Below are 15,539 nucleotides of genomic sequence, written 5' to 3'. Positions count from 1 at the left end.
CCGGTGAAGAGCATCCGAAACGATCATGAGGTGGCCCGCGACCTGGCGAGCGAGGCGGGGCAGCTGCTGCTGCGCCTGCGCGCCCGGCACGGCTTCGACGAGCCCGACGTACTCCGTACCCTGGGCGACCGCACCTCCCACGAGTTCCTGTTCTCCGCGATCGGGCGGCTGCGGCCCAGCGACGCCGTGCTCTCGGAGGAGGGCGCCGACGATCCCGCGCGGCTGAGGGCGCGCCGGGTGTGGATCATCGATCCGCTCGACGGCACCCGTGAGTTCGCCGAGGCCGGACGCACGGACTGGGCGGTGCACGTGGCCCTGTGGGAGAACGGCGACCTGGTCGCGGGCGCGGTGGCGCTGCCCGCGCAGGGCAGCACGGTGTCCACGGTCGACCCGCCGTGGCTGCCCGGGGAGCGGCCCGCGAACCAGCGGCTGCGCATCACCGCCAGCCGGACCCGGCCGCCCGCGTTCGTGCAGCGGATGGCCACCCAGCTCGGCGCCGAGGTGATCCCCATGGGCTCGGCGGGCGCCAAGATCTGCGCGGTGATGCTCGGTATCGCCGACATCTACGTGCACGCGGGCGGCCAGTACGAGTGGGACAGCGCCGCGCCGGTGGCCGTGGCCCAGGCCGCTGGTCTGCACACCTCCAGGATCGACGGCTCTCCGCTGCGCTACAACGTGTCCGACCCGCTACTGCCCGATGTCCTTGTATGTCGACCGGAATTGTCGGGTATGTTGTTGGCAAGCATCCGCGACGGCGCGGACCTGGACAGCGCGGGTCCGCACGCGGGGGGCTGAGCGAACCACCCCTCCGCCGTCGGCCCTGTCGATACTTACGAAGGCGGGTTCATGGGTCAGGCGAGTCAGCAGGCACCCGGGCGCTACCAGCTCTCACAGCTGGACGTCCTGGAGGCCGAAGCGATCTTCATCATGCGCGAGGTGGCCGCGGAGTTCGAGCGGCCGGTACTGCTCTTCTCGGGCGGCAAGGACTCCCTTGTCATGCTCCGCCTCGCCGAGAAGGCATTCTGGCCCGGTGCCATTCCGTTCCCGGTCATGCACGTGGACACCGGCCACAACTTCCCCGAGGTCATCGAGTTCCGCGACCGCCGGGTCGCCGAGGCCGGGGTCCGCCTGGTCGTCGCCTCGGTGCAGGAGCAGATCGACGCGGGCAAGGTCACCGAGCCGACCGGCCGCTGGGCCAGCCGTAACCGCCTCCAGACCGGCGCCCTGCTGGAGGCCATCGAGGAGCACGGGTTCGACGCGGCCTTCGGCGGGGCCCGCCGCGACGAGGAGAAGGCACGCGCCAAGGAGCGGGTCTTCTCCTTCCGTGACGAGTTCGGCCAGTGGGACCCCAAGAACCAGCGCCCCGAGCTGTGGAGCGTGTTCAACACCCGCATCGACCGGGGCGAGCACATCCGGGTCTTCCCGATCTCCAACTGGACCGAGCTGGACGTGTGGGACTACATCAGGCGGGAGCGGCTGGAGCTGCCCTCCATCTACTTCTCCCACGAGCGCGAGGTCTTCGAGCGCGACGGCATCCTGCTCGCGAACTCGCCCATCATCAACCGCGACGAGACCGAGGTCCCGTTCACCGAGACCGTCCGCTACCGCACGGTCGGCGACCTGACCTGCACCGGAGCGGTCAAGTCCACGGCGGTGGAGATCGACGACATCATCACCGAGATCGCCGCGACCCGGGTGACCGAGCGCGGACAGACGCGGGCCGACGACCGCGCGAGCGAGGCCGCCATGGAGGACCGCAAGCGCGAAGGCTACTTCTAGCAGCCCTGCCGCCGGACGGGCCGACCGGGCCGGGAACGGCCGTCCCGGAGGCGGAGCTCCTCCCGCGGGCCCGACGGCACGGCACCCGCGTCGACCCGCGGAAGCCCGCTGAGCATCTGCGCCCCACCGGCCGCACCCGCCCTCGCAGACCACCCACTCCACATTGGACCAGGCAAGCATGAGCAACGACATTCTGCGGTTCGCGACGGCGGGCTCCGTCGACGACGGCAAGAGCACCCTGATCGGCCGACTGCTGTTCGACTCCAAGTCCATCTTCGAGGACCAGCTCGACGCGGTGGAGCGCACCAGCGTGGCGCGCGGTGAGGAGCAGACCAACCTGGCGCTGCTCACCGACGGCCTGCGCGCCGAGCGCGAGCAGGGCATCACCATCGACGTGGCGTACCGCTACTTCGCCACCCCCAACCGCACCTTCATCATCGCCGACACCCCCGGGCACATCCAGTACACCCGGAACATGGTCACCGGCGCCTCCACGTCCGACCTCGCGATCATCCTGGTGGACGCGCGCAAGGGGCTGCAGGAGCAGAGCCGCCGCCACGCCTTCCTCACCACCCTGCTCCAGGTGCCGCACCTGGTGCTGGCGATCAACAAGATGGACCTGGTGGACTACTCCCAGGAGCGCTTCGACGAGATCAAGGCCGAGTTCACCGACTTCGCCTCCAAGCTGGACACGCGCGACCTGACCTTCGTGCCGATCTCGGCCCTGCACGGCGACAACGTGGTGAGCCGCTCGGAGAACATGCCCTGGTACACCGGGCCCTCCCTGCTCCACCACCTGGAGAACGTGCACATCGCCTCCGACCGCAACCTGATCGACGCGCGCTTCCCCGTGCAGTACGTGATCCGGCCGCACAAGTCGGCCGACCCCGAACTGCACGACTACCGGGGCTACGCGGGCCAGCTCGCGGGCGGTGTGCTCAAGCCGGGCGACGAGGTCACGCACCTGCCCTCGGGGCTGAACACGCGGATCGCCAGGATCGTCACCGCGGACGGCGACGTGGCCGAGGCCTACTCTCCGATGTCGGTCACCCTCCTTCTGGAGGACGACATCGACATCTCGCGGGGCGACATGATCTGCCGCCCCCACAACGCCCCCGAGGTCACGCAGGACCTGGAGGCGATGGTGTGCTGGATGACGGACGCGCGCAAGCTCACGCCGCGCTCCAAGCTCCTCCTCAAGCACACGACCCGCAGCGCCAAGGTCATGGTCAGGGACCTGAGGTACCGGCTGGACGTCAACACGCTGCACCGTGACGAGCGGGCCGAGCACCTGGAGCTGAACGAGATCGGCCGGGTGCGGCTGCGCTCCACCCAGCCTCTGTTCGTGGACGAGTACACCAAGAACCGCCAGACGGGCGGCTTCATCCTCATCGACGAGTCCACCAACGCCACGGTCGGCGCGGGGATGGTCGTCAGGACCGACTGATCCCGCCGGTCCGGGGCGCGACGGCACACCCGGGCGTCACCCCCTGGGTTCTCCGCGTCACCGTAGGCAATAGCCTGGCCGTGTGGATGATGGTTACCGACTGGTGTTCGTCGGCGGGATGGGCCGCTCCGGCTCGACCCTGGTCGAGCGGCTCCTCGGAGAGCTGCCCGGGTTCTGCTCGGTCGGCGAGACCGTGCACCTGTGGCGGCGCGGACTGGTGGAGGACGAACGGTGCGGCTGCGGCCGACCGTTCTCCGGATGCGGGTTCTGGACCGAGGTGGGCGAGGAGGCCTTCGGGGGGTGGGGCCGCCTGGACGCCGGGCAGGTGTCGCGGCTCAAGGACGGCGTCGACCGCACCCGCTTCCTGCCGATGCTGCTCAGCGGCGCGCACGAGGGCCGGATCGCCTCCCGCTGTGAGCGCTACACCGAGCTCTACCACCGGCTGTACTCGGCGGTCTCCCTGGTCAGCGGTGCCCGCGTGGTCGTCGACGCCAGCAAGCACGCCTCCCTGGCCGCCTGCCTGCGCTGGCGCTACGGCGCCCGCATGCGCCTGCTGCACGTGGTGCGCGACCCGAGGGCGGTGGCCCACGCCTGGGCCAAGCGGGTGGCCCGTCCGGACGCCTCCCCGGGTAGCAGCGAGCCGGAGATGGCCCGCTACTCGGCGGGGCGCGCGGCGGTGCAGTGGATGGTCCAGAACGCGTGTTTCGACGCCCTGGCCCGGCGCGGCACCCCGACCCTGCGGGTGCGCTACGAGGACTTCGTCGCCGACCCGGGCGGTGAGTTCGCCCGGATCTCGGAGTTCGCGGGGTACACCGGCGACCCGCTGGACGTGGCGGAGGGGCGGGTGGAGCTGTCGGAGGGACACGCGGTGTCGGGCAATCCGATGCGGTTCACGACGGGGCGGATCGGTGTGCGCGCCGACCACGGCTGGCGCGATGCGATGCCCCCCTGGCGGCAGCACCTGGTGGCTGCGGCGACGACACCGTTCCGCGGGCGCTACGGGTACTGACGCCCGAGGGTGTCCGTTATGCCAGCTCGGCGCTGTTGTCCACCCCAAATATGACGTATGGTGTTCATCTGAACACGCTAGGTCATATTCTGGAGTCTGGAGGGAGCTTGCCGTGGACAGGGGACCGGTACGGGCAATGACGACGACGGGGGCGGTGGTCCTCGCCCTGGCGCTGGCGGGGGCGGGGAACGCCCCCGCCGCCTCCCCCTCCGCACGGCAGGACCCGCCGGACGGATCCGACGCCGCGCAGCCCCTTCCCGAGGGGTACGGCCCCGAGGACGCGCCCTCCGACGCCGCGCAGCCCCTTCCCGACGGGTACGGCCCCGAGGACGGGTACGCCCCCGAGGAGTGCGCGGTCTCGGAGATCCTCGAACCCTCCTGCGGGGTCTGGTGGGGCGCCAGCCCCTACCAGGACCGGGTCGAGCCGCTGGAGGAGGCGGTCGACCGGCGCATGGACATCGTCTACACCTGGCGTGGCATCGACCAGGCGCACATCCCCGGCGACAGGGAGAAGAGGCTGGTCGCCGAGGGGCGGTTCGTGCACACCAACATCGAGGCCCGCCGGTTCACGAGGTCCGGGCACCCGCCCGTCTCCTACGAGTCCGTCATCGACGGTGGGTTCGACCGGTCGCTGCGTTCGCAGGCCCGCGCCATCGCGGAGCTGGAGGTGCCCTACTTCGTCACCTTCGACCACGAGGCCGACGCGAACAAGCGCTACAACACGCGCGGCACGCCCGAGGAGTTCGTGCGGGCCTGGCGGCACATCGTGGACCTGTACCGGGAGGAGGGCGCCGACAACGCCGTATGGGTGTGGAACGTGACCGGCTGGAAGGGCAACCTCGAACGCCTGCCGGGGCTGTGGCCGGGCAACGACTACGTCGACTGGCTCAGCTGGGAGGCGTACAACATGACCGGCTGCGACATCCATCCGCACTGGACCGAGGTGTACTCCTTCGAGGACACGCTGCGCCCGGCCTACGAGTGGATCCAGACCGAGGGACCCGAGCACGGTATCGACCCGGGCAAACCGGTGATGATCGGCGAGATGGGAACCACCCACATCGGGGAGCGGGAGACCCTGGAGTGGTACTCCGAGATCCCCGACGTGCTGCGCCGCTACGAGCGGGTCCGCGCGGTCAAGGTGTGGGACAACCGGGTCTCCTCCGGCTGCGACTTCCGGATCCGGGCCAACCAGCACGCACGGAAGGGCTTCGAGGCGGCCGGGCACGACCCGTACGTGAAGCTGCCCGAGCGGGTGCGCCGCCTGGTCGAGTACGCCGAGCGGCGGAGCGCCGGGCAGCACCCGCCGAACACGCCCTAGACACCCCTGCCGCGTAGGTGGAGCATGCGGATGATCCACCCGGCGGGCACCCCGCACACCACCATCAGGGCCAGGTAGGCGCGCCCCTCGGCGGGCCGGTTCCGGACCGTGGCGCGGATCCAGCGCAGAGCCGCGCCACGGCGCCCGGCCGAGGCCTCCGCGAAGGCGATCTGCCCGGCCACCCGGGCGTAGCCCCGCGGCACCAGAGCGAACTCGGGGTAGCGGTCCAGCAGCCAGCGCAGGGCGGTGGAGACGGTCCGCCAGCGCCCCGAGAAGTGCGAACGGTGGTGCCACAGCACCCGCACACCCGGTTCGGGGATGTTGCGGATGGGGCCGCGCCGGGCCAGGCGCAGCAGCAGTTCGTAGTCCTCGGCGTAGCTGCCGGGGATCTCCTCGCTGACCGTTCCGCAGCCGCCGATCATGGCCCGACGCCGGATGAGGAACGTGGACGGGTGCAGCTCGGCCAGCCGCGACCCCAGGAGGTCGCCGAAGGTGACGCTGGTGCTGTCCAGGGTGCGGACCGCCTCGGTCCTGTCGTAGACCACCCGGATACCGCAGCACACCATCTCGGTGCCGGGTTCGTCGAGCATGACCGCGACCTGCGCGCTGAGCTTGCCTGGCAGCCAGATGTCGTCGTCGTCGCAGAAGGCGACGAGCTCGGTGTCGGCGGCGAGCACCCCGGTGTTGCGGGCCCCGGCCAGGCCTGGCGTGAGGGTGTTGGTGACCACCCGCACGGGCCGGTCGCCTCCGGAGTGGGCCAGTGAGGGGTCGGGCTGGTCGTTGTCGAAGACCACGATCGTGGTGATGCGGCCCGGGTAGTCCTGCCCGGCGACCGCGCGCAGGGTGCGGCGCAGCAGTTCGGGCCGGTCCCGGGTGGGCACCACCACGGTCACCTCGGGCCAGGTGTCGACGGTGCGGTCCCCGGCGGTGGCGGTCGCGGTGGTGGCCGCGGTGGCGCCTTCGGCGACGCCGTCGGTACTCGTGAGCAGGTCGATGAGCTCCCCGGCGCGCAGCGCGGCCCGCTCGGCGCCGTCGTCGTCGGAGGGGCGCACCCGGAAGCCGTCGGGTGAGGCGAGCGCCTTGTCGACGAGCGCGGACAGCTGCTGGGGGCTGACGCAGGAGCGCACCCGGTCCGCCTCCTCCAGACGCCGGACGAACAGGAGCTGGTGGTCGTCGACGTGCTCGTCCAGCTCGGGATCCCGGGGAACGACGATGGGAAGGTGGCCGGACCCGCGGGCCTGGACGATGCTGCCCGGCCCGCCGTGGGTGATGACCACCTGGGCCCGGCGCATGTACCCACCGAGGTCCTCACCGCTCAGGAACGGGGTGCCCTCGGCCACCGCGGGCGCGGCGCTGTGCCCGTGCTGGACCAGGAAGCGCAGGTCGCGGCGGCGGCGTGCGCAGTCGTCGACCCAGCGGACCAGCCGGTCGAAGGCGTGGTGGTCGGTACCGAGGCTGACCACCACGTCGGGGTGGTCGCTGTCGTGGGAGCGCGGAACGGGACGGGTGGTCTGTTCGGTCACAGAAGCGGTCCTACCGTGATGGCGGTCGGCATGAAGACTCTCTGCTCCTCCCACTGGGCGAGGAACAGACGGGTGAAGGGGCGGCACAGACGTGCGGTGAGGGTGGGGGTGTCGATGCGGTCGTAGACCTCGATGTAGACGGTCGGGATCCGCAGCAGCCAGGCCAGGACGAAGAACGGCAGGGCCACACCGGCGCCGGTGGTGACGACCGCGGAGGGGCGCCGCTCACGGAGGACACGGGCGGCCAGACGGGTGTTGCGCAGCAGGTTGCCGACATGGCGGGTGGTGGGGTGGAAGGCCCACCGGACCCGCTCTCCGTCGAGGGCGGCCTCGGCGTCGGGGGTCCGGAAGGTCACCCACAGGCGCTCTCGGCCCTGCCACCAGGGGCGTAGGGAACACAGCTGGGCGAGGTGTCCCCCGCTGGAGGCCACCAGGAGAACCGGTCGTGGAGACATGTGGCCATCATTTCATAACCCACGGTAGTCAAAGGTGACCACCGGAGCCGCCGGACGCCGTGTTGCGTTCCGCTCCGGGGGTTCGAAGGTCGTGTCCCCGGTCGTCCACGGGCATGGGAGGCGCCCACCGCCGCGCGTCCGGCACCCGGGGCCCCTCAGCGGCGCAGGTCCAGGCCCAGCGGGCCGCGCAGCGACCACACCGTCACCAGATGTCCCGCGGCGCCCGCCGACACCGCCGCCACCAGGGCCACGAGCCCGCCGCCCAGCACCGCCTCCGCCAGCAGCGGCAGGGCGCCGAACCACACCAGCGCGCCGGCCGTCGCGACCGCCACCGGTCGGCTGAACGGGTGCAGCACCACGCGGGACCGCAGTTGCCACAGCGGCAGCACCTTGCGCACCAGCATCGCGGCCACCAGTGCCACGGCCGCCCCGGTCGCACCGGCCACGGGCACCAACAGCACGCACACCAGTACGTTCACCACCAGCGACAGCACGTTGTTCAGCAGGTTCAGCCCGGTCCGCCCGGTCATCGCCAGGATCAGATCGCTCGTTCCCAGCGCCGCGGCCAGCAGCTGTCCGGCGCACACCACGGCCAGCGCCGCGGCGCCCGCCGTGTAGTCCGCCCCGAACAGCAGCATCACCTCCGGGGCGAACACCAGCGCCGACAGGTACAGCGGCCACGTCAGGCACACCAGCCAGGCCGCCCCCGCCTGGTACAGGTTCCGGACCCCCGCGTGGTCGTCCGTCGCCAGTTGCTCGGCGAACCGGGGCTGGGCCGCGTACAGCACCGCCTGCGTGCCGAACTGGCCGACCACCATGATCCGCGTGGCCGCCGTGAACACCGCCGCGCCGGTCAGCCCGCCCAGCAGCGCCACGAGCACCACGCCGCCGCGCTGCACCCCCAACTGCGCGGCCCCGGCCGCCGCACGGGGCAGCGCGAACGACCAGAACGTCCGCGGGTCCACCCGCTCCCCGGGCCCGTCGGCCGACGGCGTCCCGTCGGCCCCGGAGGCGGCCCGGCGCATGACCCGGCCCAGCCAGAACCACGCCAGTACCGCCGCGGGCAGGTACGGCCCCGCCCACGCCAGCGCCAGCAGCCCCGCCGAGCCGGTGACCGCGATCGCCCCCACCAGCGCCAGCTGGGCCAGGGGCCGGCCCACCTTGTCCACTAGCACGGTCACGGCCATGTCGTGGTGGGCCCGTGTCGCCGCCAGGGCCGTCTCGGTCAGCACCGCGAACGGCAGGAACACCGCGAGCAGCCGCAGGTAGACGTCCGCCTCCCCGCCGCCCAGCGCCTCCGCCAGCGGATCGGCGAACACCAGCAGCAGCGCGGCCAGGGCGCACGCCACCATCACCGCCGGACCCGTGGCCAGTCGCAGCAGCCGGGGCACGCCCCCCGGCCCTCCGAGCACGCGCATCCGGGCGACGAAGTACACCAGCCCGTCCGACACGCCCAGGTTCGCCACCGCCGCCGCGATCAGGAACACCGACGTCGCCGAGAACAGCAGTCCCGCCGTCTCCTGGGAGAACGCCCGGGTGATCGCCACGACCAGAGCGAGGTTCAGCCCGGCGCCGACCACGGCCCCCGCCATGTTGACCGCCCCGCCGCGCAGCACGCGGCGCAGCCCCGTCCCCTCCCCCTCCGCGGTGGCGGTCACGCACACCACGAGGGCGTACGCCCCCACCAGGCCGCCAGCCGCGCGTCGCTGTCGGCGAACCCGGCCGCCAACTCCGCGCGCAGTCCCTCCGGCATCTCCGACCGGGCGCGCGCGTTGTGCCGTCCCGGAACGGTTCCGGGACCGGGCGGAAGCCCCAGGAACCGCTCGATCCCGGCCAGTGCCCGCGCCGTGCCGTCGAACAGGTCGGCGTGGTCCACCACGTGCACACGGTCCCGCCCCAGGTGCTTCTCCAGCCGTACCAGCTGGTCCACGTAGTGGCCGCGCGCCACGTACCCGTGGTGCTGGTGGGAGTACGAGAGGTACCCCGGGTCGGCCAGTATCCGCTCCTCCTCACCGGCCAGCCGCCGCGGCTCCAGCTCCACGGCCCGCGCGAACGGCTCGGTCTCGAACCCCCGCGCGCTCTCGTGCGCGTGCGCCGAGTAGGCCCGCTCCACCGGGTCGCGCAGGACCACCACCACCCGCACGTCCGGCAGGTCGCGGGCGATGCGCTCGGCGGCCAGCGGATGGAACAGGTAGTACGGGCTGGACTCGACCACCCGCACCCGGGGGCGCCCCCGGCGTGCCCGCAGCGCCGCGCGCGTCGGGAAGTGCGCCCGGTACCAGTCCAGGTCGTGGTGGTACCCGGTGTCGAAGAAGTGCACCCCCTTGCGCAGAGTGGGGCCGGTGACGGCCGGGTGCCGGCACAGCGACCTGAACAGCGAGGTGGTGCCCGAGCGCTGGGCCCCGCACACGAGGAAGTCGGGCAGCGTCCGGGCGGCGCTGGTGACCCCGCCCAGGCCGTCCGCGAGGGGCAGCAGGGCCCGGCGCGCCGGGACGGCCAGGCGGTGGAAAAGGACAGGAAGGGTGCTCCGGGACATCGCGTGGTCCTTCTCTCGGGATCGGTCGTCAGCCCCTGTGGGCGGCCTCGTGGGCCGCTCTCTCCTGGAGGCCCTCCAGAGCGGGGAGCAGCCAGTCGTCCACGGCCGCCAGGTGGCCTCCGCTCTCGTCCTGCCGGTCGTGCAGGTACCGGGTCGCCAGGTCGATCAGGTACAGCGCCATCACCGTGGACACCGTGTGCGAGCGCACCCCGGTCTCGGACATCAGCGGGTCGCGCAGCAGCCGTGAGCCGCTCTCCAGCCACCGGTGCACCCCCGGGTGGACACCGGTCTGCACGCACTCGTTGAGGTCGTAGTGCAGGGCGTCGAAGCCCGCCGGCGCGTCCATGGCGAGCCGCTCCCAGTCCCACACGAACGCGCGCCGCGCGGTGCTGGCGATGTTCCACCTGGTCAGGTCCCCGTGCCAGGCGCCGAACGGAACGTGCACGTCCGGCAGGCGGCGCAGCGCCGCGCGCAGCGGCGACGCCTCGGGGCGCGCCCCCAACCTCAGGATCCGCTCCTCCAGCGTCCGCCGGTAGGGGCTGTCGGACAGCCTGCGCCGCCGCACCCGGGCCAGCCCGACGATCTGCGTCACGCACCGCAGCAGCTGGCGCCGGGTGGGCCGGTCGGTCTGGTCGCCGACCGGCAGTGCCTCCTGCACCAGCAGCGGGTGGCCGTTCCACTCGCCCTCGTACAGCAGCCGGGGAACGGTCACGTCCCGCAGGCGTGAGTCGGCCAGGTGGCGCAGGGCCCGCGTCTCGGAGCGCACCAGGCGCGAGGTCAGGTCGTTGACGCCCACCTTGGCGTAGCCGATCGTCCGGCCGCCGGGCGTGAGCAGCAGGAGCACCGGCTTGCGGTTGGCCCTGGGCGGGCCCACGTGTATGGCGACGGCCAACTCGCGGTCCAGGGCCGACGTGAGCGCGTGTTCTATACCGGGACCCGCTCCCACGTACAGCCGGTCGCGCAGCAGCAGCGGGGCCAGCCCGGTGGAGAACGCCCCCGTCAGCAGCAGCGTGCGCACCCTCTCCCGGAAGGAGTGCCCCTGCGCGAAGGAGGCGATGCCCCGGGTGGCCGCCGCCCGGTCGTGGGCGGGCAGGATCACCCGGGGGTTCCGCGCGTTGGGCACCGGCAGGTACTGGTTGCCCCGGTCGCGGCGGACCAGCCGCCGCGTACCGCGGTCGCCGGGGCCGAGCAGCCCGCCGCACGGCCACAGCACCGCGGCGAGGTCGGTCAGGTAGGTCGTCTCGCTGTTCACCGGAGCCCCCCGCGGGTGCGCGCGGCGGCCCGCCGTCGGAGCACCGGCTCCTCACCCCGCCACAACAGGGCGGTGGCGACCAGGGTGACGGCCAACGGGGACATCAGCGCGACGTAGAAGAACATGTACCAGAACAGCAGCAGCACGGTCAGGAGGGCGCCCTGGCCCGCCGCCGAGGACGTCGACCGGTAGCGCCACACGATCCGCGCGAAGAAGGCGAGCAGGAAGGCGGTGCCCACCCAGCCGCTGGAGATCAGGGTCATCCACAGCTGTCCGGCGTTGCCGATGACGTGCTGACCGCAGTCGGGGCACTCGGGGGTGGGGCCGACCGCGATCGAGTCCGAGCTGCCCATGCTCTCCCTGGTGGTGCCCCATCCCATGACCGGTGACAGTCCGGCGGCCTCCAGGGACGCCGCGTTGCTGGAGGCCCGCCCGTCGTCGCTGTGCGGGTTGTCGACCCGCGCCCGCACCACGTCGGCCAGCGGCGACGCGGCCAGGGCCAGCAGCGCGACCAGGACCGCGGCCGAGCAGGCCCCCACCAGGAGCACCCGGCCCCGGCGCAGGGCCACCGCGGCGGTGTAGGCCAGGGACAGCGCCAGCCCCGCCCACAGAGCCCGGTTGAGCGAGTACACGGCGGGCACCACGGACAGCGCGGCGGCGGTCAGCGCGCCCCAGCGCACCCAGCCCGCCCCCTGGACCACCCAGCCCACCACCAGCCACACCAGCAGCAGGGAGAGCATGTACCCCCAGATGTTGGTGTACTCCCACGGCGCCTTGGGACGGGCCGTCTCGTACCCGAAGACGTCCATGATCTGCGCGGACGCCGGGTGGATGAGGGCCTGCACATAGGCGTCGGAGGCCAGGTGGGCGGGCAGCAGGTACTCCGTCGGCGCCGTGAACCCGAACCGGGGAGCGAGCATGCCCAGGTAGCCGCCCGCGATCGTGGCCAGGCACAGTACGGCCAGCGCACGCACGACCGTGAGGGTGGGGAGTTCCCGCTCGGACAGGTTGCCGACGTAGAGCAGCAGGACGGTCAGCACCAGGTAGCCGGCCACCCGGAGCAGGGCGCCGCCGTACCCGCCGCTGTCCGGCACCGTGCCCGGTACCTCCAGCGGGGCCAGGGACAGGCCCAGCACGGTCCACAGCAGGAACAGTGCCCACAGCCAGAACCCCGGGGGGACCCGGAGCCCGACGGTGCGGTGGCGGCGTACCAGCTCGGCCGCCATCGGCACCGCGAACAGCCAGTACGCGAACTGGCCCAGCCCCGCGGCCCACCACAGCGGGTACCCGGCGAGCAGCCAGACCAGCGGACGGCCGGTGACGGGGGAGCGGTCGGCCACGGCCGACCGGACGGACGCACCCTCGGTCGTCCAGGAGGCCGTGGCCCCGGCCGGGAGCGGCCGGGGACCGTGGGCGGGCGCGCCTCGGGCCATCAGTTCCGGGCTCCGGAGGCCGCGTCGGCGGACGCGGGCTCTTCCCGTTCGCCGGCCCCGTCGGCGTCCCCGATCGTGTCGGTCTCCTCGGCCGTGCCGGTGCCGGTGCCGGTGTCGGCGTCCTCGGCCGTCTCGGCGCCCTCGTTCGGTCCTGGAGTCCCCGCCGCCTCAGCGGCATCGGTGGTCTCGGGCTCCTCACCGGCTTCGGCGTGCTCTTCGTTCTCAGCGTGATCGCCGGGATCAGCGGACCCCGCGGCCTTTCCGTCCCCTGCGGTCTCGACGTCCCTGCCCGCCCCGGCGGCGCCGGAGGTCACGGAGGGGGACCCGGCCTCGTGTCCGGGAAGGGGGGACCGGTCCGCGGCGGAGGGCGCGGTCACCGGTGCGGGTCCGGCCAGGGGCTGGCGCGGCAGGACGGCCGTGCCCGGGACGGGCACGCCGAACCGGTCGGCGAGGGTGAGCAGCCCGGCCAGGTCGGTGCGGCGGGTACGGCCCAGTTCGACCACCGGCAGCAGCGTGTCGGCCGCCCCGGCCAGGGCGTGCACGTCGGCGCGCTCGCTCGCCGGGGCGGCGGAGACCACCACGTACTCGACGTTCGCGCGCAGCAGCCGCAGCAGTCCCGGCATGGCGGTGCCCTGCACCGGCGCGTTCAGCCCCGGGGCCCCGTACCGCAGGACCCGCAGGCGGGGCGCCGCGTCGGGGCGCACCTCCAGGTCCGCGGGGTCCTCACCCTCCAGCAGCGCCTCGGCCAGGCCGGGCCCCTCAGGCAGGCCCAACAGCTCGCCGACGGCGTCGGCGCGCGGGTCCGCGCACACCAGCAGCACCTCCGACCCCGTGCGCGCCAGGGCGGCTGACAGGTTCACGGCGGCCGCGGCGCCGGCGCGGCCCGGGGTGGTCGCGGTGACGAGCAGGACGCGGCCGGCGGACTCCTCCTCGGCGTCCCCCGGCGCCCCGGCCCCTCCGGAGGCCCCGGCGGCCCCCGGCGTCGCGGGGGCGGGCCCGGAGCGGAGGCGGGCGCGCACCAGGTGCGCGAACTCGTTGACCCGCTGGCCCCGCGCGTCGCCGTCGTCCAGCAGCCCGGGGGAGCGGTCACCCGGCCGTACGCGGACGGACAGGTCGAGCAGCACCGGGAGCGCGCTGGTCCGGGCGGTGTCCTCGGTGTCGTGCAGGCGCGGGTCCAGGCGGTCGCGGACCACGGCCGCGAGCAGACCCGCCACCAGTCCCAGCGCGGCGCCGCCGACCAGCCACAGGGCGGGTACCGGGCTGCTGGCGCGCTCCGGGAGGCCGGCCGGGGTGATGACCCGTCCGGGCCGGACGGTCTCCCGCAGCGCGCTGAGCGGGCCGACCTCGTTGCCCAGTTCGGTGAGCTCCTGTCGCAGCGCCTCGACCCGCGCGCTCGCCCCAGGGGAGGGGCCGTCCCCGGAGCCTTCCTCGGAGGCGGCCTCGGCCAGGGCCTCGTAGCGGTTCTCCTGCTCGCCGCGCAGTGCCTCCAGCCGGCTGTCGATCAGGTCCTCGACCCGGGCCCGGCGCATGTCGAGGTAGGCGTCGGCGTAGGCCCGCGCGCCCGCGCGGGCGTCCTCCGGGGTTCCGGCGGAGTAGCCGATCTCCAGCACGTTGCTGTTGGGGGGCACGCTCACGTCCACGTGCTCGCGCAACTCGCCGGTGTCGGGCGCGGGCCCCCTCCCGGACAGCTCCTCGGCCACGACGGACGACACCCGGTCCGACACCAGGACCTGCGCCTCGGTGTCCAGGTTGACGTCCCCCGACAGGCGCCCGGAGCGCTCGCCGGTGAACTCGCCCATCCCGCTGGGCTGGACCTGGACGGCGGTGACGGAGGTGTAGGTGGAGGGGAGACCGAGCACCGCGGCGGTGGAGAGGACCAGGCCACCGAGCGCACCGGCGCCGACCAGCCGCCAGCGGCGACGCAGCAGTGCCGTGTACTCCCTGAGTTCCGGTCCGGACGAGCCGGGGGTGTCGGTGTCCATCGAGTCCTCTCCGCGCAGACGATGCCATACCTTTAGTAATTGATTGCATACCAAGTGTAGTCCCTTGGGGCGCGTTCGACCCTTGTGAAACAGCCGTTCCCCCGTCCGGGAGGTGACCGGAAAACCAGCGCCACATCCGCTCCCGTCAGGAGCCCTCCGCGGACACGCCGAAGGGGCGGCGGGAGAACTCCCACCGCCCCTCACACGCCGCCGGGGGACCAGGCCCCCCGGACGGGCCCCGTCAGCTGAGGACCACCGTGGGCGGAAGCCCGGTGGAGGACTCCCACGCCTCGTCGCACTCCTCCTGGCTGGACACCGTGTGCGCGCGGGCCGAGCAGTCCCGGTACTGCGCCATCTGCTCCTGGTACACCACGGCGACCGAGACCAGCGCCAGCGACACCACGATCCCCAGCACGCCCACGGCCATGCTCAACAGCGCGCCTGGCGCGTCGGTCCGGTTGGCCCGCGCGGTCCGCCGCGCGCGAAAGCCCTGCACGACGCCGAACACGGACAGCACGACCCCGTACGGAGGGAGTAGCAGGCCGGCCGCGCCGAGGAACAGGCCCCACAGGCCGCCCCGTTCGGCTCTGGGCGGCTGGCCGTCGGCTCGCGGCTCCGGGCTGTTGTCGGTCAAGTCTCACTCCTTCGGGACGCCCCGCCGGGGCGCCGTGGTCCGCTTCCGCGGAGGGTACCCGGTGTCCGTCGTCTCGGGGCCGGTGGAGGCCCACCGGGGCCCGCCGGCGCAGGCCACCGAGACCCCCGTCACAGGCGGGACAAACCCCCACTCCCCGTGGGTAGACGT

Annotated in this window: 13 protein-coding genes; 5 read left to right on the top strand and 8 right to left on the bottom strand. The window is 73.1% G+C overall.

The window, feature by feature from the left end; genetic code table 11:
- Positions 1-3: 3 nt before the first annotated feature.
- The 5 genes from FYX01_RS01415 to FYX01_RS01395 all read left to right on the top strand — a co-directional run bounded on the left by FYX01_RS01415 (position 4) and on the right by FYX01_RS01395 (position 5,556).
- Positions 4-795, top strand: a complete 792-nt coding sequence (locus FYX01_RS01415) for a 3'(2'),5'-bisphosphate nucleotidase CysQ (RefSeq protein ID WP_150236697.1) — start codon at positions 4-6, stop codon at positions 793-795.
- Between the two features lie 51 nt (positions 796-846).
- A complete protein-coding gene (cysD, locus tag FYX01_RS01410) occupies positions 847-1,779 on the top strand; it encodes a sulfate adenylyltransferase subunit CysD (protein ID WP_150236695.1) in 933 nt (310 codons plus the stop codon).
- A gap of 178 nt (positions 1,780-1,957) precedes the next feature.
- A complete protein-coding gene (cysN, locus tag FYX01_RS01405) occupies positions 1,958-3,226 on the top strand; it encodes a sulfate adenylyltransferase subunit CysN (protein ID WP_150236693.1) in 1,269 nt (422 codons plus the stop codon).
- Between the two features lie 118 nt (positions 3,227-3,344).
- The gene (locus FYX01_RS01400; protein ID WP_150236996.1) at positions 3,345-4,235 is read left to right on the top strand and encodes a sulfotransferase; all 891 of its coding nucleotides are present in this window, start codon (positions 3,345-3,347) and stop codon (positions 4,233-4,235) included.
- A 136-nt stretch (positions 4,236-4,371) separates the two neighbouring features.
- Positions 4,372-5,556, top strand: a complete 1,185-nt coding sequence (locus FYX01_RS01395; RefSeq protein WP_190394140.1) for a glycoside hydrolase family 26 protein — start codon at positions 4,372-4,374, stop codon at positions 5,554-5,556.
- Here the strand turns inward: FYX01_RS01395 and FYX01_RS01390 are convergent.
- From FYX01_RS01390 to FYX01_RS01355, 8 genes are all read right to left on the bottom strand, one after another.
- Complete coding sequence (locus FYX01_RS01390; RefSeq protein ID WP_150236689.1) at positions 5,553-7,079, bottom strand: glycosyltransferase; 1,527 nt, start codon at positions 7,077-7,079, stop codon at positions 5,553-5,555. The two genes, FYX01_RS01395 and FYX01_RS01390, sit on opposite strands and share 4 nt — an antisense overlap.
- Positions 7,076-7,534 carry a glycosyltransferase family 28 protein gene (locus tag FYX01_RS01385; protein ID WP_150236687.1) on the bottom strand — a complete coding sequence of 153 codons (459 nt, stop codon included), beginning with the start codon at positions 7,532-7,534 and terminating at the stop codon, positions 7,076-7,078. The genes FYX01_RS01390 and FYX01_RS01385 overlap by 4 nt, the downstream gene beginning before the upstream one ends.
- Positions 7,535-7,689: 155 nt before the next feature.
- The gene (locus FYX01_RS01380; RefSeq protein WP_150236685.1) at positions 7,690-9,219 is read right to left on the bottom strand and encodes a lipopolysaccharide biosynthesis protein; all 1,530 of its coding nucleotides are present in this window, start codon (positions 9,217-9,219) and stop codon (positions 7,690-7,692) included.
- Positions 9,189-10,070, bottom strand: a complete 882-nt coding sequence (locus tag FYX01_RS01375; RefSeq protein WP_150236683.1) for a sulfotransferase domain-containing protein — start codon at positions 10,068-10,070, stop codon at positions 9,189-9,191. Before FYX01_RS01375 ends, FYX01_RS01380 begins: the two co-directional genes overlap by 31 nt.
- Positions 10,071-10,098: 28 nt before the next feature.
- A complete protein-coding gene (locus tag FYX01_RS01370) occupies positions 10,099-11,322 on the bottom strand; it encodes a phosphotransferase (protein ID WP_150236681.1) in 1,224 nt (407 codons plus the stop codon).
- Positions 11,319-12,755 carry a ligase gene (locus tag FYX01_RS01365; RefSeq protein WP_394350420.1) on the bottom strand — a complete coding sequence of 479 codons (1,437 nt, stop codon included), beginning with the start codon at positions 12,753-12,755 and terminating at the stop codon, positions 11,319-11,321. Before FYX01_RS01365 ends, FYX01_RS01370 begins: the two co-directional genes overlap by 4 nt.
- The gene (locus FYX01_RS01360; protein ID WP_150236679.1) at positions 12,755-14,737 is read right to left on the bottom strand and encodes a lipopolysaccharide biosynthesis protein; all 1,983 of its coding nucleotides are present in this window, start codon (positions 14,735-14,737) and stop codon (positions 12,755-12,757) included. The genes FYX01_RS01365 and FYX01_RS01360 overlap by 1 nt, the downstream gene beginning before the upstream one ends.
- A 241-nt stretch (positions 14,738-14,978) precedes the next feature.
- Positions 14,979-15,371 (bottom strand): DUF4190 domain-containing protein, encoded by a 393-nt coding sequence (locus FYX01_RS01355; RefSeq protein WP_150236677.1) that lies wholly within the window; start codon positions 15,369-15,371, stop codon positions 14,979-14,981.
- Between the last annotated feature and the right edge of the window lie 168 nt (positions 15,372-15,539).

Source organism: Nocardiopsis quinghaiensis, assembly GCF_008638365.1.
Taxonomy (GTDB): domain Bacteria; phylum Actinomycetota; class Actinomycetes; order Streptosporangiales; family Streptosporangiaceae; genus Nocardiopsis; species Nocardiopsis quinghaiensis.
The sequence above is the reverse complement of the archived record's forward strand: the minus strand, read 5'-3'. Positions and strand labels throughout refer to the sequence as shown.

Coding starts and splice junctions, on each gene's coding strand:
- cysD (WP_150236695.1), top strand. CDS start 847: ATGGGTCAGGCGAGTCAGCAGGCACCCGGGCGCTACCAGCTCTCACAG.
- cysN (WP_150236693.1), top strand. CDS start 1,958: ATGAGCAACGACATTCTGCGGTTCGCGACGGCGGGCTCCGTCGACGAC.
- FYX01_RS01400 (WP_150236996.1), top strand. CDS start 3,345: ATGGGCCGCTCCGGCTCGACCCTGGTCGAGCGGCTCCTCGGAGAGCTG.
- FYX01_RS01395 (WP_190394140.1), top strand. CDS start 4,372: ATGACGACGACGGGGGCGGTGGTCCTCGCCCTGGCGCTGGCGGGGGCG.
- FYX01_RS01385 (WP_150236687.1), bottom strand. CDS start 7,534: ATGTCTCCACGACCGGTTCTCCTGGTGGCCTCCAGCGGGGGACACCTC.
- FYX01_RS01375 (WP_150236683.1), bottom strand. CDS start 10,070: ATGTCCCGGAGCACCCTTCCTGTCCTTTTCCACCGCCTGGCCGTCCCG.
- FYX01_RS01365 (WP_394350420.1), bottom strand. CDS start 12,755: ATGGCCCGAGGCGCGCCCGCCCACGGTCCCCGGCCGCTCCCGGCCGGG.
- FYX01_RS01360 (WP_150236679.1), bottom strand. CDS start 14,737: ATGGACACCGACACCCCCGGCTCGTCCGGACCGGAACTCAGGGAGTAC.